This window comes from Demequina sp. TMPB413 (assembly GCF_020447105.2).
Classification (GTDB): Bacteria; Actinomycetota; Actinomycetes; order Actinomycetales; family Demequinaceae; genus Demequina.
On the sequence record NZ_CP096184.1, the window covers coordinates 73,631 to 95,410 of the forward strand.

30 protein-coding genes are annotated in these 21,780 nt (G+C 65.0%); 29 read left to right on the forward strand and 1 reads right to left on the reverse strand.

What is annotated here, in order from left to right; all coding sequences use genetic code 11:
- Window positions 1-11 precede the first annotated feature (11 nt).
- The 23 genes from rpsE to LGT36_RS00465 all read left to right on the forward strand — a co-directional run bounded on the left by rpsE (window position 12) and on the right by LGT36_RS00465 (window position 15,827).
- Complete coding sequence (gene rpsE, locus LGT36_RS00355; RefSeq protein WP_226096953.1) at window positions 12-584, forward strand: 30S ribosomal protein S5; 573 nt, start codon at window positions 12-14, stop codon at window positions 582-584.
- Window positions 584-766, forward strand: a complete 183-nt coding sequence (rpmD, locus tag LGT36_RS00360; protein ID WP_226096954.1) for a 50S ribosomal protein L30 — start codon at window positions 584-586, stop codon at window positions 764-766. Before rpsE ends, rpmD begins: the two co-directional genes overlap by 1 nt.
- On the forward strand, window positions 766-1,575 hold the full coding sequence (gene rplO, locus LGT36_RS00365; protein ID WP_248642127.1) for a 50S ribosomal protein L15: 810 nt from the start codon (window positions 766-768) through the stop codon (window positions 1,573-1,575). Before rpmD ends, rplO begins: the two co-directional genes overlap by 1 nt.
- Window positions 1,576-1,632: 57 nt before the next feature.
- Window positions 1,633-2,934 carry a preprotein translocase subunit SecY gene (secY, locus tag LGT36_RS00370; protein ID WP_226094627.1) on the forward strand — a complete coding sequence of 434 codons (1,302 nt, stop codon included), beginning with the start codon at window positions 1,633-1,635 and terminating at the stop codon, window positions 2,932-2,934.
- Window positions 2,934-3,500 (forward strand): adenylate kinase, encoded by a 567-nt coding sequence (locus LGT36_RS00375; protein ID WP_226094626.1) that lies wholly within the window; start codon window positions 2,934-2,936, stop codon window positions 3,498-3,500. The genes secY and LGT36_RS00375 overlap by 1 nt, the downstream gene beginning before the upstream one ends.
- A gap of 8 nt (window positions 3,501-3,508) precedes the next feature.
- Window positions 3,509-4,318, forward strand: coding sequence for a type I methionyl aminopeptidase (gene map / locus LGT36_RS00380; protein ID WP_226264605.1), 810 nt, complete (start codon window positions 3,509-3,511; stop codon window positions 4,316-4,318).
- Window positions 4,319-4,559: 241 nt separating this feature from the next.
- Window positions 4,560-5,051: a hypothetical protein gene (locus tag LGT36_RS00385; protein ID WP_226094666.1), complete on the forward strand. Its 492-nt coding sequence runs from the start codon at window positions 4,560-4,562 to the stop codon at window positions 5,049-5,051.
- A gap of 19 nt (window positions 5,052-5,070) precedes the next feature.
- The gene (locus LGT36_RS00390; RefSeq protein WP_226094665.1) at window positions 5,071-5,382 is read left to right on the forward strand and encodes a hypothetical protein; all 312 of its coding nucleotides are present in this window, start codon (window positions 5,071-5,073) and stop codon (window positions 5,380-5,382) included.
- 168 nt (window positions 5,383-5,550) lie between these two features.
- Entirely contained in the window at window positions 5,551-6,228 is a 678-nt protein-coding gene (locus LGT36_RS00395) for a hypothetical protein (protein WP_226094664.1), read from the forward strand.
- A 131-nt stretch (window positions 6,229-6,359) separates the two neighbouring features.
- Entirely contained in the window at window positions 6,360-6,998 is a 639-nt protein-coding gene (locus LGT36_RS00400; protein WP_226264604.1) for a hypothetical protein, read from the forward strand.
- A gap of 138 nt (window positions 6,999-7,136) precedes the next feature.
- Window positions 7,137-7,445 (forward strand): hypothetical protein, encoded by a 309-nt coding sequence (locus tag LGT36_RS00405; RefSeq protein WP_226096211.1) that lies wholly within the window; start codon window positions 7,137-7,139, stop codon window positions 7,443-7,445.
- A gap of 137 nt (window positions 7,446-7,582) precedes the next feature.
- Window positions 7,583-7,804, forward strand: a complete 222-nt coding sequence (gene infA / locus LGT36_RS00410) for a translation initiation factor IF-1 (protein ID WP_061963594.1) — start codon at window positions 7,583-7,585, stop codon at window positions 7,802-7,804.
- Between the two features lie 46 nt (window positions 7,805-7,850).
- Complete coding sequence (gene rpmJ, locus LGT36_RS00415) at window positions 7,851-7,964, forward strand: 50S ribosomal protein L36 (RefSeq protein WP_026917227.1); 114 nt, start codon at window positions 7,851-7,853, stop codon at window positions 7,962-7,964.
- 127 nt (window positions 7,965-8,091) lie between these two features.
- Complete coding sequence (rpsM, locus tag LGT36_RS00420; RefSeq protein ID WP_226096209.1) at window positions 8,092-8,460, forward strand: 30S ribosomal protein S13; 369 nt, start codon at window positions 8,092-8,094, stop codon at window positions 8,458-8,460.
- Between the two features lie 3 nt (window positions 8,461-8,463).
- Window positions 8,464-8,853 carry a 30S ribosomal protein S11 gene (gene rpsK / locus LGT36_RS00425; protein WP_226096208.1) on the forward strand — a complete coding sequence of 130 codons (390 nt, stop codon included), beginning with the start codon at window positions 8,464-8,466 and terminating at the stop codon, window positions 8,851-8,853.
- Between the two features lie 155 nt (window positions 8,854-9,008).
- Window positions 9,009-9,998, forward strand: a complete 990-nt coding sequence (locus LGT36_RS00430) for a DNA-directed RNA polymerase subunit alpha (RefSeq protein ID WP_248642129.1) — start codon at window positions 9,009-9,011, stop codon at window positions 9,996-9,998.
- An 18-nt stretch (window positions 9,999-10,016) separates the two neighbouring features.
- Window positions 10,017-10,574 carry a 50S ribosomal protein L17 gene (gene rplQ, locus LGT36_RS00435; protein WP_226096205.1) on the forward strand — a complete coding sequence of 186 codons (558 nt, stop codon included), beginning with the start codon at window positions 10,017-10,019 and terminating at the stop codon, window positions 10,572-10,574.
- 32 nt (window positions 10,575-10,606) lie between these two features.
- Window positions 10,607-11,536 (forward strand): tRNA pseudouridine(38-40) synthase TruA, encoded by a 930-nt coding sequence (locus LGT36_RS00440; protein WP_226096204.1) that lies wholly within the window; start codon window positions 10,607-10,609, stop codon window positions 11,534-11,536.
- A 359-nt stretch (window positions 11,537-11,895) separates the two neighbouring features.
- A complete protein-coding gene (rplM, locus tag LGT36_RS00445) occupies window positions 11,896-12,339 on the forward strand; it encodes a 50S ribosomal protein L13 (protein WP_226096202.1) in 444 nt (147 codons plus the stop codon).
- A gap of 23 nt (window positions 12,340-12,362) precedes the next feature.
- Window positions 12,363-12,872: a 30S ribosomal protein S9 gene (gene rpsI, locus LGT36_RS00450; protein WP_226096201.1), complete on the forward strand. Its 510-nt coding sequence runs from the start codon at window positions 12,363-12,365 to the stop codon at window positions 12,870-12,872.
- Between the two features lie 15 nt (window positions 12,873-12,887).
- The gene (gene glmM, locus LGT36_RS00455) at window positions 12,888-14,249 is read left to right on the forward strand and encodes a phosphoglucosamine mutase (RefSeq protein ID WP_226096200.1); all 1,362 of its coding nucleotides are present in this window, start codon (window positions 12,888-12,890) and stop codon (window positions 14,247-14,249) included.
- On the forward strand, window positions 14,246-14,947 hold the full coding sequence (locus LGT36_RS00460) for a DedA family protein (protein ID WP_226096198.1): 702 nt from the start codon (window positions 14,246-14,248) through the stop codon (window positions 14,945-14,947). The genes glmM and LGT36_RS00460 overlap by 4 nt, the downstream gene beginning before the upstream one ends.
- Entirely contained in the window at window positions 14,940-15,827 is an 888-nt protein-coding gene (locus tag LGT36_RS00465; protein WP_226096197.1) for a bifunctional 2-polyprenyl-6-hydroxyphenol methylase/3-demethylubiquinol 3-O-methyltransferase UbiG, read from the forward strand. Before LGT36_RS00460 ends, LGT36_RS00465 begins: the two co-directional genes overlap by 8 nt.
- Here the strand turns inward: LGT36_RS00465 and coaA are convergent.
- Window positions 15,824-16,798, reverse strand: coding sequence for a type I pantothenate kinase (gene coaA, locus LGT36_RS00470; protein ID WP_226096196.1), 975 nt, complete (start codon window positions 16,796-16,798; stop codon window positions 15,824-15,826). The two genes, LGT36_RS00465 and coaA, sit on opposite strands and share 4 nt — an antisense overlap.
- 58 nt (window positions 16,799-16,856) lie before the next feature.
- Here coaA and glmS point away from each other — a divergent pair, with 58 nt between their 5' ends.
- Genes glmS through rimI form a run of 6 tightly spaced genes read left to right on the forward strand, consistent with a single transcriptional unit; the run spans window position 16,857 to window position 21,768 of the window.
- Window positions 16,857-18,722 (forward strand): glutamine--fructose-6-phosphate transaminase (isomerizing), encoded by a 1,866-nt coding sequence (gene glmS, locus LGT36_RS00475; RefSeq protein ID WP_226096194.1) that lies wholly within the window; start codon window positions 16,857-16,859, stop codon window positions 18,720-18,722.
- A gap of 2 nt (window positions 18,723-18,724) precedes the next feature.
- On the forward strand, window positions 18,725-19,081 hold the full coding sequence (locus LGT36_RS00480; protein ID WP_226096192.1) for a holo-ACP synthase: 357 nt from the start codon (window positions 18,725-18,727) through the stop codon (window positions 19,079-19,081).
- On the forward strand, window positions 19,078-20,184 hold the full coding sequence (gene alr / locus LGT36_RS00485) for an alanine racemase (RefSeq protein ID WP_226096190.1): 1,107 nt from the start codon (window positions 19,078-19,080) through the stop codon (window positions 20,182-20,184). The genes LGT36_RS00480 and alr overlap by 4 nt, the downstream gene beginning before the upstream one ends.
- Window positions 20,181-20,678 (forward strand): tRNA (adenosine(37)-N6)-threonylcarbamoyltransferase complex ATPase subunit type 1 TsaE, encoded by a 498-nt coding sequence (tsaE, locus tag LGT36_RS00490; RefSeq protein WP_256465904.1) that lies wholly within the window; start codon window positions 20,181-20,183, stop codon window positions 20,676-20,678. Before alr ends, tsaE begins: the two co-directional genes overlap by 4 nt.
- Window positions 20,675-21,280 carry a tRNA (adenosine(37)-N6)-threonylcarbamoyltransferase complex dimerization subunit type 1 TsaB gene (gene tsaB, locus LGT36_RS00495; RefSeq protein ID WP_226096188.1) on the forward strand — a complete coding sequence of 202 codons (606 nt, stop codon included), beginning with the start codon at window positions 20,675-20,677 and terminating at the stop codon, window positions 21,278-21,280. The genes tsaE and tsaB overlap by 4 nt, the downstream gene beginning before the upstream one ends.
- Window positions 21,277-21,768: a ribosomal protein S18-alanine N-acetyltransferase gene (gene rimI, locus LGT36_RS00500; protein ID WP_226096186.1), complete on the forward strand. Its 492-nt coding sequence runs from the start codon at window positions 21,277-21,279 to the stop codon at window positions 21,766-21,768. Before tsaB ends, rimI begins: the two co-directional genes overlap by 4 nt.
- Window positions 21,769-21,780 lie beyond the last annotated feature (12 nt).

Sequence of the window (21,780 nt, forward strand, 5' to 3'; positions counted from 1 at the left end):
GAAGGAAAGCAATGGCTGAGAACAACAGCGGGCGTCGCGACAACAATCGTCGTGGCAACGAGCCCGAATCCAAGTTCATTGAGCGCGTCGTGACCATCAACCGCGTCTCCAAGGTCGTCAAGGGCGGCCGTCGTTTTAGCTTTACCGCGCTCGTCGTGGTGGGCGATGGCGAAGGCAACGTCGGCGTCGGCTACGGCAAGGCCAAGGAGGTGCCGTCGGCAATCTCCAAGGGCGTTGAAGAGGCGAAGCGGTCGTTCTTCCGTGTGCCCCGCATTCAGGGCACCATCCCGCACATCGTGCAGGGTGAGGCAGCGGCTGGCGTCGTCTTTCTGCGCCCGGCATCGCCGGGAACCGGTGTGATCGCCGGTGGTCCAGTGCGCGCCGTACTGGAGTGCGCCGGAATTCACGACGTGCTGTCGAAGTCTCTGGGCTCGTCGAACGCCATCAACATCGTCCACGCCACAGTGGATGCGTTGAAGCGTCTCGAGCAGCCAGAGGCTGTCGCCGCGCGTCGTGGGCTGCCAGTCGGCGACGTAGCGCCTGCAGCGATGCTGCGCGCCCAAGCAGCGGGGGTGGCAAAGTAATGCCTCGGTTGAAGGTGACGCAGAAGCGTTCGGAGATCGGCACCAAGCCTCAGCACCGCGAGACCCTGCGGTCGCTCGGGCTGAAGCGTGTCAATGACATTGTCGTGAAGGAAGACCGCCCCGAGATTCGCGGGATGGTCAATGCGGTTCGCCACCTGGTGACCGTGGAGGAGGTCGACTGATGGCCGAGGAAAACAAGGAGGCGCCCAAGAAGGCGCCTGCGAAGAAGCCTGCCGCCGACAAGGCGACTGCTGCTAAGAAGGCGCCGGCTAAGAAGCCTGCCGCTGACAAGGCTGCTACGGCTGACAAGGCGACTGCTGCTAAGAAGGCGCCGGCTAAGAAGCCTGCCGCTGACAAGGCTGCTACGGCTGACAAGGCGACTGCTGCTAAGAAGGCGCCGGCCAAGAAGCCTGCCGCTGACAAGGCAGCTGCTGCTGAGAAGGCCCCTGCCAAGGCATCGGCTGCTGACAAGGCCCCGACCACCAAGGCGACGGCCAAGTCGGCTGCAGCGAAGGCAACGCCAAGCGCTGACCAGCCCAAGGTCACGACGCTCAAGATGCACCACTTGCGTCCAGCTCCTGGTTCGCACCCCTCCAAGATCCGCGTGGGTCGCGGTGAGGGTGGCAAGCGAGGCAAGACTGCAGGTCGTGGCACCAAGGGAACTGGCGCCCGCTACCAGGTGCCTGCAGCGTTCGAGGGCGGTCAGACGCCTTTGCACATGCGGATTCCCAAGTTGCGTGGATTCAAGAGCCCGTTCAAGGTGCGCTACCAGGTGGTCAACCTCGACCAACTGGCTGAGCTGTTCCCCAAGGGCGGCAAAGTGACCAAGGCCGACCTGGTCGACAAGGGTGCGGTCCGCAACAACCTGCCTGTCAAGGTGCTTGGCGACGGCGACATCGCGGTAAAGGTGACCCTTGTGGACGCCGACGCGGTTTCGCGCAGCGCGAAGACCAAGATCGAGGCGGCTGGCGGCACCGTCAACGAGGGCTAGGCTCGTCGCGGGTCCGGTAAGCGCCGGACCCGCGACGCCCCCTTCAACGGAGGATTCATGCTTTCAGGCTTTCTCAGTGCGTTCCGCACGCCGGATCTGCGCAAGAAGCTGCTGTTCACGCTCGGGATTCTTGCGCTGTACCGACTGGGCGTCGCTGTCCCGACCCCCGGGGTCGACTACGGCAACGTTCAGCAGTGCATCGACACCAACTCCGCAGAGTCTGGGCCGCTGCAAATCCTCAATCTCTTCTCTGGTGGCGCCCTGCTCCAACTGTCCGTCTTCGCGCTCGGCATCATGCCGTACATCACCGCGTCGATCATGGTGCAGTTGCTGCGGGTGCTTATCCCTCGCTTTGAGGCCCTCCAGAAGGAAGGGCCTGACGGTCAGGCAAAGCTGACGCAGTACACGCGCTACATCACGGTGGGATTCGCTGCGCTCCAGTCCGCCTCATACGTGACGATGGCCCGCAACGGCGTGTTCTTCCCGGGCTGTGAGGCGGAGATCGTCCCCGACCAGTCCTGGAACACCATCACCACGATGGTGCTTACGATGACGGCTGGCACCGTCCTCATCATGTGGCTGGGCGAGCGCATCACTGAACGCGGCATCGGCAACGGCATGTCGCTGCTGATCTTCACGTCCGTGGCGTCGTCCTTCCCTGGAGCCATCGGCACCATCTGGAACAGCACGGACCGCGTGCGCAACACCATCGTGATCCTGTTGGTCATTTTCGCGGTGATCGCGGCCGTGGTCTACGTCGAACAGTCGCAGCGCCGCATCCCCGTGCAGTATGCGAAGCGCATGGTTGGCCGACGCATGCTTGGCGGCTCATCGACCTACATCCCGCTCAAGATCAACATGGCGGGCGTGATCCCCGTGATCTTCGCGTCGTCGTTGTTGCAATTGCCTTATGTGATCGTGCAGTTCGCCGGCGACAACCCTGCGGACTGGGTGATCTGGCTCCAGAACAATGTGACCCGCACCGACGCCCCCTTGCACATCGCGTTCTACATTCTGCTGATCCTCTTCTTCGCATACTTCTACACGGCGATCACGTTCAACCCGACGGAAGTCGCTGACAACATGAAGAAGTACGGCGGATTTGTCCCAGGGATCCGACCAGGGCAACCGACGGCCGACTACCTCGACTACGTGTTGTCCCGCATCACGGCGGCTGGTTCCTTGTACCTCGCGATCGTGGCGCTCGTGCCGACGATGGCGCTCGTGCTCCTCGGTCTCAACACGTCGATCCCGTTGGGCGGCGTGACGATTCTGATTCTCGTCGGCGTGGGTCTTGACACCGTGAAGCGTATCCAGGCTCAGTTGGAGCAACGCCGCTACGAAGGGTTCCTCAAGTAATGCGCCTGGTGTTGGTGGGACCGCCAGGTGCAGGTAAGGGCACTCAGGCGGCACGGTTGGCGGAGCGTTACGGCGTGCCTGCGATCTCCACGGGCGATATCTTCCGTGCCAACGTCAAGGGCGAGACAGAACTCGGCCGCGAGGCGCAAAGCTACATGTCAAAGGGCGCTCTCGTGCCGGACCAGGTCACGAACGCGATGGTGCGTGACCGTCTCGCTCAAGAGGACGTCTCCGAGGGGTTCCTGCTGGACGGCTATCCACGGAACCCCGAACAGGCGGTTGAGCTCGACGGCATGCTCGCCGTCACTGGAACCTCGCTTGACGCGGTAGTTGAGTTGACGGCGGACAGCGATGAGGTGACGCGGCGCCTGCTCAAGCGCGCACAGACAGAGGGGCGCGCCGATGACACCGAGGACGTCATCAGGCACCGACTCGATGTGTATGCCGAGTCCACGGCGCCCGTGACCGCCTATTACGAAGGCCAGGGACTCTTGGTGCAGGTGGACGGCATCGGTGACGTTGATGACGTCACCGAGCGCCTCGTCGACGCACTGCGCTCGTCCTAGGGTTCGGCATGGCACGGGGAGTCGAGTACAAGACACGACCGCAGATGCGCGTGATGGCGCGCGCGGGTCTGGTGGTCGCCGATGCTCTGGCGGCAGCCAAGGCCGCCGCGGTGGTGGGAGCGACGACGTCCGAGGTTGACGCCGCCGCGCGCCGCGTCATTGAGGGCGCGGGTGCCACCTCCAACTTCCTCGGCTATCACGGCTTTCCCGCCGTCAGTTGCGTGTCAGTGAATGACGAGGTCGTCCACGGCATCCCCGGTGCGCGCGTCATCGAAGACGGCGACGTCGTGTCGATCGACTGCGGCGCGATCATCGAAGGGTGGCACGGAGACTCTGCCCTGTCGCTCATCGCCGGAACCCCACGCGGCGGGCAGGATACGCATCTTGTGGAGCAGACCAGGGCGGCGCTCTGGGCTGGCATCGCGGCGCTCGCTAGTGCCGCGCGGCTCGACGAGGTCGCTGGCGCGATCGAAGACGTCGCCGACGCCGCAAAGCTTCACCCGTTGGAGGGCTACGTTGGCCACGGCATCGGGACCGCGATGCACCAGGGCCCTGACGTGCTCAACTACCGGACCAGGGCGCGCCAGCCCAAGGTCAAGCCGGGGATGTGTCTCGCGCTCGAGCCCATGTTTGTCGTAGGCACCGGTGAGTCAAACGTGCTTGAGGACGACTGGACGGTCGTTTCTGCCGACGGCTCGCGCGCGGCGCATTGGGAGCATTCCGTTGCGGTCCACGACGACGGAATTTGGGTATTGACGGCCCATGACGGGGGAGCGGCAGACCTGGCTCCCTACGGCGTCGTCCCCGTCGCGCCGTAAGCGACCTTCGCCGGAGCTACCCCCGAAAGGGTGCCCCCCTTTGTGGTGCCCCCAAGTGCTGTGTTACCAGGCATTTTGCGGCGATTCCTGTGCATGTTCTCACAATTGAGTCCGAAAAGTGGCGGGGCGACATGTCCGAAATGTATGACTAGGGCAACCGCTGGCGGGAGGGCACCCGTCGGATCACCGCTATACCAGCTGGGGCGATCGCCGTTCCTGTAGCCGCTCAGGGGGCTTAAGCATGACACGTGGCTTCTCTTCATCCGCCGGTGCGAACGTCGAGGTTCTCGACGCCGCGAGGCCGGGCCTTGATCGTGGCCAGATGGCCGCTCTGGCCACGTCGCGCCACAGGATCGTTCGGGAGACGATTGCACGCCGCGACGACGTGCCGGTAGGAATCCAGGCAGCTCTGGCCCAAGACGACGCGATGCACGTGCGAGCGGCGATCGCCGCCAACCCCGCGACGGTCAATGCCGTGCTCGATCACCTGGCTGCCGACAGGAACAAGGACGTTGTCAAGGCGCTGCTGACCAACAGAAGTCTCCCCTTCGCCCTCGTCGAGAGGCTCGCCCAGCACCGCCGTCGTGAGGTTCGCGCTGCGGCGCAGGCTCGCCACGGCGATGTGGCACCCATGCCACGTCCTACCCAGTGGCGAGTCGAGGACGCGATTTTCCCCGAACTCAGGGAACGGGCGACGATCGCTTCCGGCCAGACCCTGACGAGCGTTTCCTAAGAAGAGAGGGAGTTGCGACATGGCCTTCACCATGACCAGACCCAAGCACGAGGACCGACTCCGCGCCCTGGATCCTCAGACGCCACGCACCGAACTCGTGCAGCTTGCCGCGCATCGCGACCCCCTCGTCAAGGCGGCCGTCGCGTCGCGAAGGGACTGCCCGCTCGCCTCGATGCACGCCCTCGTCCACGAGTCGGATCCGCGAGTGCTCGAAGCGCTCGCCGCCAATGCGAGTGCGCCCCGTGCCGTGTTGGAACGCCTGGCCTCCCACCGCCGCGAAGCGATCCGCTCGCTAGCCACCAGGCGCCTGAAGTACGCGGCCCTCATGTAAGGCCCCTCACTCGTCCCGGCGCTCGTGACGACGTGCCCCCTCAGCCTCGTCGTCTCGTCGGGCGGACGGCGGCAGTCCCTAGGGACTGCCGCCGTTCTCTTCGTGTGCACGCTCCGTTATGCCAAGCGCCATCACGCCGTCACCGGCCGTTCATGCTGCCCCGTTAACGTGGCGAAGACGCATCTGACGACGTGGATGGAGGACCCGGTGGCCGACCGTCCAGGCAACTTGTGGACCCATGCGCTCATGGCGTCGTCCGGAGTTGCCATCAGCTACAGCGACGCCCCACGGCACGCCACTCCCGAGCAACTGGAAGCGGCCGATGCGTCCACGACCCTCGCTCGACTGCAGCGGCTGGCTGCCGCAGGGGACCGTGTGGTGCGCCAAACCATCGCGGGCCGTCCCGACTGTCCGCTGGGATTACTCGCGTCGCTCGCGCACGACCGTCTGGTCGACGTGCGAGTCGCCGTGGCAGGCAACAGCCGGCTCACCGATGCGGTGGCCCGCCACCTCGCCGGGGACAGGGACCCGCGAGTCCTCAAGGCGCTGGCCCGTAATGCCAGTGCACCTCGCGACATCATCGAAAGCCTCGCCCATCACCGCAAGAGCGAGGTCCGCCGCGTGGCGAGCAGGGAGATGGATGCGCGGTGGGGAGTTTCGCCGGAGCAAGAGGCAGCGCCCACCGAGCCAGAGGCAGGACTGCCATGGGAGCTCAGAGACAGGGTCCCTGCAGTAGCTCAGCCTCTCGGCGACGATGTGGGGCGGCCGATGACCGGGCCACGCCAGTCGAGCGATGCTGTCTTCCGTCCCACCGCATTTAACCCATTCGTTACGCGCTCCCCCTGAGTCCGTAACGCAGGCGCATTAGCGTCGGAGGTGCAACGGGGCCCGCCCCGGGCCCCATCACCGACGGGATGTGTTCCATGGCGCGCGGACTCAGATCCGCACCCGGCGCCAATGCCGAGGTGCATCAGGCAATGAACCCTGCGCTGACCAAGGCCGAGTTGCTCCCCCTTGGCAGCAGCAGGAGCGTGGCGGTCCGCGCCGTCGTCGCGTCGAGGCTCGACTGTCCGCTGGGTCTCATGGTCTCCCTCGCTCACGATTACCACCCCGACGTGCGGGGTGCCATCGCGAGCAATCCGAGCGCTCAGCGCAGCGTGCTTGCGTACCTGGCAGCGGACCGAAACGTTGAGGTGGTGAAGGCCGTGATCGACAATCCGTCTCTGCCGTCCGACATCCTCGACGAACTGTCGATGCATAAGAAGTCGGGCATCAGGGATGCCGCCACGCAGCGGCTCAATGGGACCACGGCCGCTGCGCGGCGCGCTGCGTCTAAGGCCGGCACTGGCGAGGATGCTCACGTCCCGGAGGTCGCCGAACACGTATCACCTGGTTCCCTCGCCATGTCGAGCGTGAGCTTCGTTGATGCGGGTATCTCGGTGCCGCCCCGTGACGCCTTACCTTTTGCGGGCGTAGGAGGGGGCGAGACCGTGGCGTCGCTAGCCCCCATCGCTGACTCCGGCGACGAGAAGGCCGCGACGCCTCACGACGACGATCAGGCGGCTCCGCGATGGACGAGGACGGCTCCAGTGCGGGGCTTCAGAGTGTCGGGCTAACGCTTGGACGGACGGGGACAACGCCGACGCCATGTCGTGTTCATCACAAAAAGTCGAGTTGGGGCACTTGTCCGCCCTACGATGTTCGCCAGGTGCGGGGTGACGGGCGCCCCGTGAAAAGGCCGAACGGAACTCAAGGTGGCACTTCCCCCAGCACGCGACGCATCGGAGGACATGGTGCGGGCGCTCGACCCAGACCTCACCGGATCTGCCCTCCTGCCCTTTGCGGCGCACCGCAGCCCGCGGGTACGCGCAGCGGTCGCGGCCAGGAGCGACTGCCCTGCAGGGGCGCTCATTTCGCTCGGCCACGACCATGACTTGTCCGTCCTTGAGGCGTTGCTCGGCAATGTGCGCACGCCTTCGTCAGTGGTCAGGGCCCTTGCGGACCACCGTAACCAGCGCGTCTCCGACCTCGCCGTGCAGCGGCTTCGCAACGGCTACCGCTAGTTCCCTCTAGGGCGCTTGCCCCGTCACGGCGCTACCGCTCCGGCACTCGATTTGAGACTTATCCACATCTCGGGTATTCTCGACGGTCGGGCGTTTTTGCGCGCCTGCACACCCATTCATCGACGTTAGCGGAGTTCATGGCCAAGAAAGACGGCGTCATTGAGGTTGAAGGTTCAGTAGTCGAGGCATTGCCGAACGCGTCATTCCGTGTGGAACTGACGAACGGACACCTCGTGCTGGCCCACATCTCAGGCAAGATGCGCCAACACTACATTCGGATCCTTCCTGAGGACCGTGTAGTGGTGGAGCTCAGCCCTTATGACCTGTCCCGCGGGCGCATCGTCTACCGCTACAAATAAGCGCTGCCGCCGGTGTGATGCCGGCGTCGGTCGAGGAAACCAAACCATGAAGGTGAAGCCGAGCGTCAAGCCCATCTGTGAAAAGTGCAAGGTGATTCGCCGCAATGGCCGTGTGATGGTCATTTGCGAGAACCTGCGCCACAAGCAGCGTCAAGGCTAGACAACCGATACAGACCTCGTTGAGATACCGGGAGACCGGAACCCGCGGCTCGGAGGCCGCGGCCCGCACCACTCACTAAGCGGGAAGTCTCAGCGACAGACCTCCGACTACGTATGGAGTAGCAAAAATGGCAAGACTCGTTGGAGTCGATCTGCCTCGCGATAAGCGCATGGAGATCGCCCTGACCTATATCTTCGGCATCGGCCGTACCAGGTCCCACCAGATCCTGGCAGCGACCGGAGTTGACGCCGACCTTCGCGTCAAGGACGCGACCGATGAGCAGCTCGTCGCACTGCGCGACTTTATCGAGGCGAACTTCGTCATCGAGGGTGACTTGCGCCGCGAGGTGCAGGGCGACATCCGTCGCAAGGTCGAGATTGGCAACTATCAGGGTCTGCGCCACCGCCGTGGCATGCCGGTCCGTGGTCAGCGCACCAAGACGAACGCGCGCACCCGCAAGGGACCAAAGAAGACCGTCGCTGGAAGGAAGAAGTAGGCCATGGCTGCACCAGTTCGCAAGCCTCGCAAGAAGCTGAAGAAGACCGTCGCGCACGGTCAAGCCCACATCAAGTCGACGTTCAACAACACGATCGTGTCGATCACCGACCCCTCTGGGGCCGTTGTGTCGTGGTCGTCATCAGGCCAGGTCGGGTTCAAGGGCTCTCGCAAGTCGACCCCCTACGCCGCGCAGATGGCCGCCGAGGCAGCAGCGCGCAAGGCGCAGGATGCCGGCATGAGCAAGGTGGACGTCTTCGTGAAGGGTCCCGGCTCAGGCCGCGACACTGCGATCCGTTCACTGACGGCAGCAGGCCTTGAGGTGACCTCCATCAAGGACGTGACTCCTCAGGCGCACAACGGCTGCCGCCCGCCCAAGCGTCGTCGCGGTTAGTGACTGGTGCCGCCGCGCCTGATGGCGCGGCGGCCAGCCGCACGCCGACCTCGCACCGCAAGGTGCCCCATAGATCTATAGACGTTGACACTTGCCGGAACGGACAGCCGGTGGGTTCGAGCATCAAATAGCGGATGCTCGGGAAGGATAGGAAAGTGCTGATTGCACAGCGTCCCACTTTGACCGAGAAGGTCTTGTCGGACAACCGTTCACAGTTCTCCCTCAAGCCGCTGGAGCCAGGCTTCGGTTACACCCTCGGAAACTCGCTCCGCCGCACGTTGCTCTCGTCCATTCCTGGTGCCGCAGTCACCAGTGTTCGCTTCGAGGGCGTCCTGCACGAATTCACCACGATCGAGGGGGTGAAGGAGGACGTCACCGAGATCCTCCTGAACCTCAAGAACCTCGTGGTTTCGTCCGATCACGACGAGCCCGTCATCATGTACCTGCGCAAGTCAGGTGCTGGAGCCGTGACCGCGGCCGACATTGCACCGCCAGCGGGTGTCGAGATCCACAACCCCGACCTGCACGTCGCGACGCTTAACTCGCAGGCAAAGTTCGAGGTCGAACTGACCGTCGAGCGCGGCCGTGGCTACGTCCCAGCGGCACTCAACAAGTCGTACGACGCAGAGATCGGACAGATTCCTGTCGACTCGATCTACTCGCCAGTGCTCAAGGTCACGTACAAGGTCGAAGCGACCCGTGTGGCCCAGCGCACCGACTTTGACGAATTGGTTCTCGACGTGGAAACCAAGTCATCGATCTCGCCGCGTGACGCGGTGGCATCGGCCGGCTCTACGCTCGTCGAACTCTTCTCGCTCGCACGTAGCCTCAACGAGGCGGCAGAGGGAATTGAGATTGGTCCTTCCGACACCGATGAGGCGCTCGAAGAGGACTACAACATGCCGATTGAGGACCTGACGCTCACGCAGCGCTCGTACAACTGCCTCAAGCGCGAGGGTATTCACACCGTTGGCGAGCTCACCGCGCGCTCGGAGACGGACCTCATGGACATTCGCAACTTCGGTCAGAAGTCGATCACCGAGGTGAAGGAAAAGCTCGCCGAGCTTGGCTTCACCCTGAAGGACGGCGGTCAGGACTACGACCCGACCGCTTCCGGTGTGTTCTTCTCCGGCGGCGACGAGTAACAAGGAGAACAACTCACTATGCCTACACCCACCAAGGGTCCCCGTCTCGGCGGAGGTCCTGCACACGAGCGCCAGATTCTCGCGAACCTCGCGCAGTCGCTGTTCGAGCACGGCCGCATCACCACCACGGAGACCAAGGCCAAGCGCCTGCGTCCCCACGCCGAGCGTCTGATCACCTTCGCAAAGCGGGGCGACCTCGCGTCGCGTCGTCGCGTCATGGGAATCATCTCTGACAAGGGAGTGGTGCACACCCTGTTCACCGAGATCGGCCCCGGATTCGCCGAGCGCGAGGGTGGCTACACCCGGATCACGAAGGTCGGCCCCCGCAAGGGCGACAACGCTCCTATGGCAGTGATCGAACTCGTGGAGTTCGGTGCTCCTGCCAAGAAGGCCGTCAAGGCCGAGGCGGAGAAGGCGACCAAGAAGGCGGCGCAGAAGGCTGACAAGGCACCCAAGGCGGAAGCGCCTGCTGCCGAGGAAGCCCCAGAGCCCGAGACTCAGGTCACCGAAGTTGAAGGTGCGCACACCGAAGAGCCCGCAGAGGGCCCCGAGGTGACAGAGAACGACGACAAGTAGCATCTCGCTCACGTATATCGAGGCGGGCCCGCATGACTGAACTGCATGGCAGTGACGTGGTGAGGGCCCGCCTCGATCTTTCTTACCACGGTGGATCTTTCAACGGTTGGGGGATCCAGCCGCGGCTGCGCACGGTGCAGGGTGAGCTAGAGGCTGGCCTCAGAAAGGTGGTACGCGGCCCCGCCGGTCGCACGTACGACGAGAAGACCCTGCGCATCACTGTGGCCGGCCGTACTGACGGCGGAGTGCACGCCCGCGGCCAAGCGGCTCATGTCGACATTCCTGTCGAGGCATGGAGCCGCTTGCCAGGAAAGACCACCCGCACCCCCGCACAGGCCCTCAGGGAACGCCTTGACGGGGTCGTAGGGGCGGATATCGTCGTGAAGGCTGCCTCGATCGCTCCGGAGGGTTTCGATGCTCGCTTCTCGGCCCTTGAGCGTCACTACGAGTACCGCGTATGCGATCGTTTTGAATTGCGGGATCCGCTTCAACACGCGTATGTGACGTGGATCGATCGCGCCCTCGACGTCGAGGCCCTCAACACCGCGTCGGCGACTCTCTTGGGCTTGCGCGATTTCGCGCCCTTCTGCCGTGGCCGCGAGGGCGCGACGACTATCCGTGAGTTGCGGGAGTTCTCCTGGCGAAGAGTGGAGACAGGCGCCGACGCTGGCCTCCTTGTCGCCACCGTGCGGGCTGACGCGTTTTGCCATGCGATGGTGCGCTCGCTCGTTGGCGCCGTGATGGCCGTCGGCTACGGGCGTCGAGATCTCCAGTGGCTGCACATGGTCGCCACTCACCCCACGAGGTCGCCAGCGATCACCGTGGCGCCTCCTGGCGGCCTGACTCTCGAGAGGGTCATCTACCCCCCGGACGCCGAGATGGCGTCGCGGGCAGAGGCGACGAGGGCGCGCAGGGCGCAATGGGAGCTCGAGGACGCGCGCGCATCCCGCGAGGCGACGTAGGGCGGACCCGCAACGCCCAGTAGCGACGCGGCCGCGCCGGTGGATCGCACGCGCTCGCACCCGGAATCACGGCATCCGCCGGGACTCAGGCGCGCTAGGCTAGGGGCAATCCTGTCGGAGGGGATGATCCTGACGTGGGTGCTTTGCATACGCAAGCGCCGTAGCGTCGCGGCCATCGCTTCTGCGGGAACTGAGGTGTGGGCTGGCCCAAATTGACCTACGAGCAACGCCGACGGTAGACTTGCCGGTCGTTGTGCGTTCCACGTGACCGGTGCATCCCACTCGCCGCCGCAGGACCCGCCGACCTTGCGATGCAGTACTGCATCGCGCCACCGATTTCTCGAGTAGAAGGCTTCATAGTGCGTACGTTTTCTCCCAAGCCTGGTGACGTGACCAGCAAATGGCACGTCATCGACGCTACTGACGTGGTTCTCGGTCGTCTGGCCTCACAGGCTGCTGCGCTGTTGCGCGGCAAGCACAAGGCGACGTTCGCTCCCCACGTCGATAGCGGTGACTTCGTCATCGTCATCAACGCTGAGAAGGTTGCCCTGACCGGGGCCAAGCTCACCGACAAGATGGTGTACCGCCACTCCGGTTACCCGGGCGGCTTGAAGACCAAGCCGATTGGCGAACTGATTGCCGATCAGCCCACCAAGGTCATCGAGAACGCGGTCAGGGGCATGCTGCCCAGGACCAAGCTCGGTCGCGCCCAGCTATCCAAGCTGAAGGTCTATGCAGGCCCTGAGCACCCCCACGCGGCGCAGCAGCCCGCCCCGTTCGAGATTTCGCAGGTGGCGCAGTAAGCGCCGCAGAAGGACACATCGAGATGGCAGACGAGACCACTGAGACCACTGAGTCCACCGAGACTGAGATCAACGAGTCGACCGACACCCCTACGGAGTTCACCTCCGAAACCGCGCCCGTTCGCGGCAAGGGCACGTCAGAGATCGCCCCAGGCGCTGGCCTTGGACGCCGCAAGGAAGCGGTCGCCCGCGTCCGCTTGGTGCCAGGCACCGGCAAGTGGCTGATCAACGGTCGCGACCTGGAGAACTACTTCCCCAACAAGGTGCACCAGCAGATCGTGAACTCGCCGTTCGCGGTCCTCGACATCGAAGAGAAGTTTGACGTTCACGCCCGCATTCACGGCGGCGGCCCGTCCGGCCAAGCAGGCGCCTTGCGCCTCGGTGTCGCTCGCGCACTGAACGCCATCGACCTCGACACCAACAGGGCGACCCTCAAGAAGTCTGGCTTCCTGACTCGCGACGCCCGCGTCGTCGAGCGCAAGAAGGCCGGTCTCAAGAAGGCCCGTCGCGCTCCTCAGTACTCGAAGCGCTAAGTCAGGCTCGCGCACATGGCGCGTCTGTTCGGCACGGACGGAGTCCGTGGTGTCGCCAACCGCGACATCACGGCGGAGTTGGCACTCGACCTCGCGGTCGCTGCCGCTCACGTCCTGGCCGAGCGGGGCGAGTTTTCAGGGCATCGTCCGCGTGCCGTGCTCGGCCGCGACACCAGGCTCTCAGGGCAGTTCCTGTCGTCAGCAGTGGCGGCCGGGCTCGCTTCGGCAGGCGTTGATGTCATCGATCTCGGCGTCGTACCCACTCCGGGTGTCGCATACCTGACCGCCTTCACGGAAGCCGACCTTGGCGTCGTGATCTCGGCGTCGCACAATCCGATGCCTGACAACGGCATCAAATTCTTCGCGCGCGGGGGAGTCAAGCTTCCCGATGCCGTCGAAGAGGCGATTGAAGCGCGCGTCGGTGATGACTGGGAACGACCCATCGGCGGAGACGTAGGCGAGGTCATTGCCTCGACCGACCTCCAAGCGGAGTACGTCGCCCACCTCGCGACCGCGGTCCAGGAATTCGCGGGGGCGTCCCTACCGCTGGCTGGTCTGACGATCGTGGTCGATGGGGCGCACGGCGCCGCAAGTGAGACGGGCCCTGCTGCTCTTGAGGCGGCGGGCGCCACGGTCGTGAAGCTGCACTGCGAACCTGATGGCCGCAACATCAATGCAGGTGCTGGGTCAACCCACATGGGACCGCTTGCCGCCGCGGTGGTGAGTGCCGGTGCCGACATGGGCGTGGCGTATGACGGAGACGCCGATCGCTGCCTCGCCGTCGACGGCGAGGGCTCCATCGTCAACGGTGACCACATTCTCGGCCTGCTGGCCGCCGCCATGCGCGACTCGGGGACGCTCTATCGGGACACGCTCGTCGCAACGGTGATGTCAAACCTCGGTCTACATCACGCGATGCGCGAGGCCAACATCGACATCGTTGAGACGGCGGTGGGCGACCGCTACGTGCTGGAGGCCATGCGAGAGGGCGGCTACTCGCTCGGGGGCGAGCAGTCTGGGCACGTGATTGTGTCCCGCTACGCCACGACGGGGGACGGAGTGTTGACCTCGTTGATGCTTGCATCACTCGTCACGAAGGACCGGTCGCTGGCAGAACTCGCGAGGAGCGTCACCACCCTCCCTCAGGTTCTGATCAACGTTGGGGGCGTCGATCGCTCCAGGGTGCACACCGATGCTGAGCTCGGTGCGGCACTCGACAGCGCCCGCGCAGAACTGGGCGACACTGGCCGCGTGTTGCTGCGCGCGTCGGGCACCGAGCCTCTTGTTCGCGTGATGGTCGAGGCGTCGACGCCAGAGGACGCACAGCGGCATGCAGATCGCCTTGCGGCAGTGGTGGCTGCCAGACTGTCTGTATGAGCGGCTTCTGGGACTGGCTAGTCCACCTGTCGAGCAACGTCGAACACGGCATCCTTGAGCTGGTCGATTCCCTGTGGATCTATCCTGCGGTCTTCGCGGTGTCAGTCATCGACGCGATTTTCCCCGTGGTGCCCAGCGAGTCGGTCATCATCGGCGCGGCGTCGGCTTGGCAATCCGTCGGTCAACCGATCCTCCCCTTGTTGTTTCTGGCAGGAGCGGCAGGCGCATGGTGCGGCGATCAGACCGCCTACTTCATCGGAACCAAGGTGGACGTCCGCCATATCAAGCTGTTCAGGCGCCCCAGGATCCTCGCGGCGCTCGATTGGGCCGAGCATTCATTGGAGACGCGCGGCACGTTGTACATCATCGCCGCGCGCTTCATCCCGATGGGCAGGGTTGCTGTCAATCTCTCCGCCGGCGCGCTGGGCTTTCCCCGCCGCCGCTTCATGGCAATCGACGCGGTTGCCGTCACGATCTGGGCAGCATGGGGCATCCTCATCGGCACGGTTGCCGCGAGCCTCTTCGAAGACAACCTCTTGCTGTCGATCGCAGCGGGCATCACGGGAGGAGTGGTGCTGGGCTTCGCCGTCGACAAGGTGATGAGCTTGGCCGGACTCAGCTCGCCTGAACTCCCGCCGTTGGCCGAGCAGATCGAGGCCGACGAGTCGCTGCCTGGCGAAGAGAGCCACCGTGACTAGCGAGCCAGTCGACGGCGTCGACATTCCATGGGAGGAGGCGCGGCGCGCGAACCTCGCCAACTGGGAGGACAGGGTCCCGCTCCACGTCGAGGCCTATCAGACCGCCGCTCTGCGTGAGGATCCCGACCACCTGAGCCCGGTGGTGCGCACCGACCTCGAGGCGCTACTGCCCCATCTGCCAGGTCAGTCGCTCGCCGGACTGGATCTGTGCCACCTTCAGTGTCACATCGGAACCGACACCGTCTCGCTCGCCAGGGCAGGTGCGCGCGTGACTGGAATCGACTTCTCGCCCGCCGCCCTTGATGCGGCTGCTGCGCTGGCCGCTGACTGCGGAGTGACGGCAGACTGGATCCAGACGGACGTGCTCGACGCGAGAGAGGCGGTGGACCGTCACCTCGGCGTCGAACGGCTCTTCGATGTCGTGTACACCAGCATCGGCACGATCGGTTGGCTGGGCGACCTCGACCGCTGGGCGGCGCAGGTGGCCGCGCTCCTGAAGCCAGGCGGCGTCTTCTACATTCGCGACGGACATCCCATGCTCGGCAGCCTCGACGAGTTCGCTCCTGAGCTGACCTTGCGTTACCGGTACTTTGGCGACGGACGCGCGCTCCAGTGGGACGACGAGGGGACCTACGTTGGCGACGGGAAGGTTCACCACACCCGCACCTACGAGTGGCCGCACCCCCTGTCAGAAGTCGTGACGGCTTTGCTGGCCCACGGCCTAGCGATCGTGGCGCTCGATGAGGGCAAGACGCTCCCGTGGCAATTCTCGCCGCGCATGCAGCCGGTGAGCAATGAGCCTGATGCGGACTACGCCTGGCCGGAGCACGAGCGCGATCTGGTGCCTTGCACCTTCACTGTGGTGGCCTGGCGGCTTTAGAGCTTGCGCATGTGCACTGACTGGACCGCGTGGTCCTTTCCTTTGCGCAGGATGATGGTCGCGCGCGACCGCGTCGGCTCGATATTGCGCTTGAGGTTTGGCTTGTTGATGGTGTCCCAGATGTGAGATGCCTTGGCGGTTGCCTCGTCATCCGAGAGATGCGCATAGTGCTGGAAATAGCTGTCGGGGCGGGCAAAGGCGGTGCCGCGTAGCGACAGGAATCTGTCGATGTACCACTGACGCACGTGCGGCTCTTCTGCGTCTACATAGATCGAAGCGTCAAAGTAGTCGGAGACGGCGAGCGCGGGAGACTCCTTGGTGCGCACGGCCGCAGGCTGGAGAACGTTGAGGCCCTCGACGATCAGAATGTCGGGGTGGCGCACCGTGATCCGTTCGTCGGGAACGATGTCGTAGGTCACGTGGGAGTACACAGGGGCGTCGGCCTCGGCGACTCCCGACTTCACGGCAGCGATGAACGACCTGAGCGCCCGTCTGTCATACGACTCAGGAAAGCCCTTTCGACCCATCAGGCCCCGCTCCTCCAGGACTGCGTTTGGCAAGAGGAACCCGTCGGTGGTGACCAGTTCGACGCGGGGTGACGAGGGCCAGCGAGCGAGCATCTCCCTCAGCACGCGAGCAGTGGTGGACTTGCCGACCGCCACCGAACCTGCGATCCCGACGACGAACGGGGTGCGGGATTCACGCTCGCCGAGGAAGGCGCTCGTGGCCGTGTGAAGCGAGCCAACGGCGTCCGAGTAGAGGGTGAGGAGGCGAGACAGCGGGCGGAAGATCTGATCGACCTCCCGCAAATCGATAGGGTCGCCGAGTCCGCGCAGCTGGCGGACGTCATCTGCCGTCAGCGGTAGAGGGGTGGCGTCAGCGAGCGCTGACCACTCCGCGCGGGTGAAGGAAAGAAACGGGCTGACACTCACCTCGTCGTCAAGGACGCTCACGGCACTATTGTCCCGCATGTGGGACCGCTAGCCGACGCGCCCCTCGAACCCGGCGGGGCGAACTACACTTGGGCGCATGTGCGGCATCGTGGGTTACGTAGGTTCAGGCGGTCCGAGTGCTCGGGCCGGTGGCGTCGTCATGGGCGGCTTGGAGCGCCTGGAGTACAGGGGGTACGACTCGGCGGGGCTCGCCGTCGTGACGAGCGATCGGGAGCGCCTTGCCGTCGCCAAGAAGGCGGGCAAGCTGACGAACCTCGCGAAGGAGTTGGCTCAGCACCCCTTGTCCGACGGGACAGCGGCCATCGGGCACACCCGCTGGGCCACCCACGGGCCGCCGACCGACGCCAACGCGCACCCCCACTTGGCTGCTGACGGCAGGATCGCGATCATCCACAACGGCATCATCGAGAACTACGGCGTCTTGAGGGCAGAACTGCTCGCCCAGGGAGTGACGTTCCACTCGGACACTGACACCGAGGTTGCCGGTCACCTCTTTGCCCGGTATGTCGACGAGGGTCTCGGGCTCGCCGATGCCATGAGGGCTGTCGCTCGACGGCTTGAAGGGGCCTTCACGCTGCTTGCTGTCGATGCAGCGTCGCCCGACGTGGTGGTCGGCACGCGACGCAACTCCCCGCTTGTCGCAGGGCTGGGCGAAGGAGAGAACTTCTTGGGCTCCGACGTCGTGGCGTTCATCGAGCACACCCGTATGGCGCTCGAACTCGGTCAAGACGAGATCGTCGAGATCACTCCCACCGCCATCCATGTCACCGACCTGGCGGGCAACCCCGTGGAGAGGGAGCCCTACGAGGTGACGTGGGACGCTTCTGCCGCGCAGAAGGGCGGCTTTGCCACCTTCATGGACAAGGAGATTCACGACCAGCCGGCGGCGGTTGCCGACACGTTGAGGGGACGCGTCAATGAGAGCGGTCGTCTTCAACTCGATGAGGGCATGATCGCAGAATCCGTGCTTGCCGCGATCGACAAGATCATCGTCATCGCGTGTGGCACGGCCGCTTACTCGGGCATGGTCGCCAGGTATGCGATCGAACACTGGACGCGGATCCCCGTCGAGGTGGAATTGGCTCACGAGTTCCGCTACCGAGACCCCGTGTTGTCGGTGCGAACCCTTGTGGTCGCCGTCAGTCAGTCTGGCGAGACTATGGACACCATCATGGCGCTGAGGCACGCGCAACAGCAGGGCGCTCCAGTGGTGGCGATTGTGAACGTCCAAGGGTCGACCATCGCTCGCGAGGCCGACGCCGTCTTGTACACACGCGCTGGTCCTGAGATCGCCGTCGCCTCGACCAAGGCTTTCTTGGCCCAGATCGCCGCCGCCTACTTGCTCGGCATCTACCTGGCGGAACTGCGAGGCAACAAGTTCCCTGACGAGATCGCCTCGCTGTTGGCTGAACTCGATGCCATGCCAGCCAAGATCCAGCGTGTGCTCGACACCGCCGAACCACTGCGGGAGATCGCTCGATCGATGGTCGACGAGCGCACCGTGCTGTTCCTTGGTCGTCACGTCGGCTACCCCGTGGCGCTCGAGGGCGCGCTGAAACTCAAGGAGCTTGCGTACATTCACGCCGAGGGCTTCGCGGCCGGAGAGCTCAAGCACGGCCCTATCGCGCTCATCGAGCCCGGTCAACCCGTGTTCATCGTGCTGCCGAGCCCGCGTGGCCGTGAGGTCTTGCACTCCAAGGTGATCTCCAATATCCAAGAGGTCCGCGCGCGCGGCGCCCGCACCGTCGTGATCGCAGAAGAGGGCGACATCGCCGCAGCGGAGCACGCCGATTACCTGATCACCGTTCCCGAGACGCCCACGCTGCTGATGCCTCTTGTGACGGTGGTGCCCTTGCAGATCTTCGCTCATGAATTGGCGAGCGCCAAGGGATTCGATGTGGACCAGCCTCGCAACCTCGCCAAGTCCGTCACGGTCGAATAGCCGTGGCCGTCGTCGGCGTGGGAATCGACGTCGTGGAGCTTGAGCGCTTCGATCGCGCCATCGCGCGCACGCCCCGGTTCGCCCAGAAGGTCTTCACTCCTGCCGAACGCGAACTCGGCCGCCACTCGATGGCGGCTCGGTGGGCCGCGAAGGAGGCACTCGCCAAGGCCCTCGGGGCTCCGGCGGGCCTGTCGTGGCAGGATGCCGAAGTGGTGCGCGACCCCTCAGGGCAGCCACGCTTCGAGATCTCGGGGACGGTCGCCTCCCGTGCGGAGCAACTGGGAGTCGTCACCTTGCACGTGTCGTTGTCACACGACGCGGGCATCGCGTCGGCGGTGGTCATTGCGGAGGGTCCATGAGCCTGCTCAACATCACGGTTGACACCGCCGCCATCACCCACAACGTGCGCGTGCTGACGCAGCGCACAAGCGCCCAGGTCATGGCAGTCGTCAAGGCCGACGCTTACGGTCACGGACTGATTCCGGCGTCCCTTGCGGCAAGGGCCGGGGGAGCCACATGGCTCGGAGTGGCCCAACCGCACGAGGCACTCGCACTGCGCGCGGCTGGCGACACCGGGCGCATCCTGACGTGGCTCTACGGCCCTGAACTGCCAGCGGCTGATCTTGTGCGCGCGGACGTCGACCTGTCGGTGAACTCGTCAGAGGTGCTGGGCGAGATCGTGGTCGCTTCTCGCAGCGTCGGCCGCCGCGCACGTGTGCACGTCGCCGTGGACACGGGTCTCGGCCGCGAGGGAGTGCCTCTTGCCCTTTTGCCCGGACTGCTGGAGTTGGCGAAGGCGGCGCAGCAAGAGGGTGTGATCCAGGTGGTTGGCATGTGGTCGCATCTCGCGTGGGCGGACGCACCGGGCCACGCCACGATCGATCGTCAGGCAGAGACGTTTGCGCGAGCGCTCGCGATGGCGCAAGAGGCAGGCGTCACGCTTGAGGTGCGGCACCTGGCGAACTCGGCGTGCACACTCACGAGGCCAGATTTGCACTTCGACCTCGTCAGGCCAGGGATCGCCGTCTACGGACTGCCGCCCGTCGAAGACCCCGAAGGTGACGACTTCGGCCTGCTGCCGGCGATGAGCGTCACGTCAAGCATCGTGCTCGTGAAGGATGTCCCTGCCGGCCAAGGCGTCAGCTATGGCCACGAGTATGTGACGCCGTTCCCCACCACGCTTGGATTGGTGAGCGCCGGTTACGCGGACGGCGTCTTTCGTTCGGCGGGGTCCGTGGCGGACGTCGCGGTGCGCGGCAGGCGCTACACGATTGCCGGTCGGGTGTGCATGGATCAGTTCGTGATCGACCTGGGACCAGCGACCGACGTGTGTGTGGGAGACCAGGTGACACTGATCGGCCCTGACGGCCCGAGCGCCAAGGACTGGGCGCGGGCGGTCGGCACGATCGACTACGAGATTGTCTGCCGGTTCGGCGGATTACGGGCCAAGGGGAGCGTGTGAAGTATCTGATTCCCAGCGGCGACGCGATGCGCGCGCTCGGTCAAGAGCTCGCAGGCGTCTTCAGGGCAGGCGACTTGGTGATCCTGTCGGGCGGTCTCGGCGCCGGCAAAACGACCCTTGTGCAGGGCATCGGGGCAGGCCTCGGGGTGCGGGGACAAGTGGCGAGCCCCACCTTCATCATCTCTAGGGTTCACACACCGCGCGCCGAAGGGCCCGTGTTGGTACACGTCGACGCCTACCGTCTCGCGTCCCTCGACGAACTCGATCACCTTGACCTCGATGCGTCGACGGACGAGGCTGTCACCGTGGTCGAGTGGGGCGAGGGCAAGGCAGAGACGCTCGCGGAGGGCCATGCGCTCATCACGATAGAACGCCCGCGCGGAGCGCTTGCCGATGGGGAGGATCCTGCCGCTGGTGTCAGGACGGTCACCATCACGACGACAGGGGCGAGTTGGCAAGGTCGCTCGTGGCCAGTGACGGGGTGGGACGCATGATCTTGTCTCTCGATACGTCGTCAGCGATGTCGGTGGCACTCACCGATGCCGACGCGAAGGAAGCGTTGGCACGAAGGTCCGTCTTTGCGCCCCGCGGCCACGCTGAACACCTCACCGACCTCGTGCGCCAGGTCCTGGATGAGGCTGCGGTCTCCAAAGCAGACGTGACCGCGGTGGCGGTGGGGACCGGCCCGGCACCCTTCACAGGTCTCCGCGTAGGGCTCGTGACGGCCCGCATGTTGGCTTTCGCATGGGGCGTTCCTGTGTGGGGGGTGTGTTCGCTCGACGCGCTCGGCGCTCAAGCCAAAGATGCCGTCGTCGTCGGCGACGCGAGGCGTCGCGAGGTGTACGTAGCGCGATACGTCGCAGGCTTGCGCACGGAAGGGCCAGCGGTGCTCGCGCCGGCGCAAGTGGAAGTGCGGCCGGAGGACATCCTTGTGGGACGCGGGGCGACCGCTTACCCCGAGGCCTTTCCTGGCGCCACCGAGGCCGACCCTGACCCGTTGTGGTTGGCGCGCGAGGCACTGCGTCGGCTCGCGGCCGGTGAGGACGTCGGGACGGAGCCGCTGTATCTGCGACGCCCAGACGTTCACGGCGCATGAGCGACGCCTTGAGCGAAGAGCCCCGACTGCGAGACCTCCAAGAGCGAGACCTTGAGTGGTTGGCCGAGCAGGAGCTCGTCATCTTCGGGTCGGCAGCCTGGTCGCAAGGTCTCATCCGTGAGGACTGGCGCTACGGCTCCAACCGCTATCGCGGAGCTGAGATTGGTAGTGAGTTGGCGGCCTACGCGATCTATGGTTTTGAGGGCGACGCGTTCCACCTGATGAACCTCGCCGTGACGCCCGACTACCGGCGGCGGGGCCTCGCGAAGGTGCTCATGGACGACTTCGTGGCCGAGGCGCGCTCTCACGGAGCCGCTGACGCCTGGCTCGAGGTGGCGGTGGACAACGAAGCCGCTCTCGCGCTCTATCGAGCATACGGATTCGAACTGGTGAGGGTGCGGCGCAAGTACTACCAGCCCGCCGGTATCGACGCTCTGGTGATGCGTCGGGAGCTCGCGGGTTACGAGCCTGCTGTCCACGCCGACTGATGGGCCCCCGCG

Excerpts from the sequence above, each read along its gene's own strand:
- rpsE (WP_226096953.1), top strand. The coding sequence starts at position 12 with ATGGCTGAGAACAACAGCGGGCGTCGCGACAACAATCGTCGTGGCAAC.
- rpmD (WP_226096954.1), top strand. The coding sequence starts at position 584 with ATGCCTCGGTTGAAGGTGACGCAGAAGCGTTCGGAGATCGGCACCAAG.
- rplO (WP_248642127.1), top strand. The coding sequence starts at position 766 with ATGGCCGAGGAAAACAAGGAGGCGCCCAAGAAGGCGCCTGCGAAGAAG.
- secY (WP_226094627.1), top strand. The coding sequence starts at position 1,633 with ATGCTTTCAGGCTTTCTCAGTGCGTTCCGCACGCCGGATCTGCGCAAG.
- LGT36_RS00375 (WP_226094626.1), top strand. The coding sequence starts at position 2,934 with ATGCGCCTGGTGTTGGTGGGACCGCCAGGTGCAGGTAAGGGCACTCAG.
- map (WP_226264605.1), top strand. The coding sequence starts at position 3,509 with ATGGCACGGGGAGTCGAGTACAAGACACGACCGCAGATGCGCGTGATG.
- LGT36_RS00385 (WP_226094666.1), top strand. The coding sequence starts at position 4,560 with ATGACACGTGGCTTCTCTTCATCCGCCGGTGCGAACGTCGAGGTTCTC.
- LGT36_RS00390 (WP_226094665.1), top strand. The coding sequence starts at position 5,071 with ATGGCCTTCACCATGACCAGACCCAAGCACGAGGACCGACTCCGCGCC.
- LGT36_RS00400 (WP_226264604.1), top strand. The coding sequence starts at position 6,360 with ATGAACCCTGCGCTGACCAAGGCCGAGTTGCTCCCCCTTGGCAGCAGC.
- infA (WP_061963594.1), top strand. The coding sequence starts at position 7,583 with ATGGCCAAGAAAGACGGCGTCATTGAGGTTGAAGGTTCAGTAGTCGAG.
- rpmJ (WP_026917227.1), top strand. The coding sequence starts at position 7,851 with ATGAAGGTGAAGCCGAGCGTCAAGCCCATCTGTGAAAAGTGCAAGGTG.
- rpsM (WP_226096209.1), top strand. The coding sequence starts at position 8,092 with ATGGCAAGACTCGTTGGAGTCGATCTGCCTCGCGATAAGCGCATGGAG.
- rpsK (WP_226096208.1), top strand. The coding sequence starts at position 8,464 with ATGGCTGCACCAGTTCGCAAGCCTCGCAAGAAGCTGAAGAAGACCGTC.
- rplQ (WP_226096205.1), top strand. The coding sequence starts at position 10,017 with ATGCCTACACCCACCAAGGGTCCCCGTCTCGGCGGAGGTCCTGCACAC.
- LGT36_RS00440 (WP_226096204.1), top strand. The coding sequence starts at position 10,607 with ATGACTGAACTGCATGGCAGTGACGTGGTGAGGGCCCGCCTCGATCTT.
- rpsI (WP_226096201.1), top strand. The coding sequence starts at position 12,363 with ATGGCAGACGAGACCACTGAGACCACTGAGTCCACCGAGACTGAGATC.
- glmM (WP_226096200.1), top strand. The coding sequence starts at position 12,888 with ATGGCGCGTCTGTTCGGCACGGACGGAGTCCGTGGTGTCGCCAACCGC.
- LGT36_RS00460 (WP_226096198.1), top strand. The coding sequence starts at position 14,246 with ATGAGCGGCTTCTGGGACTGGCTAGTCCACCTGTCGAGCAACGTCGAA.
- coaA (WP_226096196.1), bottom strand. The coding sequence starts at position 16,798 with ATGCGGGACAATAGTGCCGTGAGCGTCCTTGACGACGAGGTGAGTGTC.
- glmS (WP_226096194.1), top strand. The coding sequence starts at position 16,857 with ATGTGCGGCATCGTGGGTTACGTAGGTTCAGGCGGTCCGAGTGCTCGG.
- alr (WP_226096190.1), top strand. The coding sequence starts at position 19,078 with ATGAGCCTGCTCAACATCACGGTTGACACCGCCGCCATCACCCACAAC.
- tsaB (WP_226096188.1), top strand. The coding sequence starts at position 20,675 with ATGATCTTGTCTCTCGATACGTCGTCAGCGATGTCGGTGGCACTCACC.
- rimI (WP_226096186.1), top strand. The coding sequence starts at position 21,277 with ATGAGCGACGCCTTGAGCGAAGAGCCCCGACTGCGAGACCTCCAAGAG.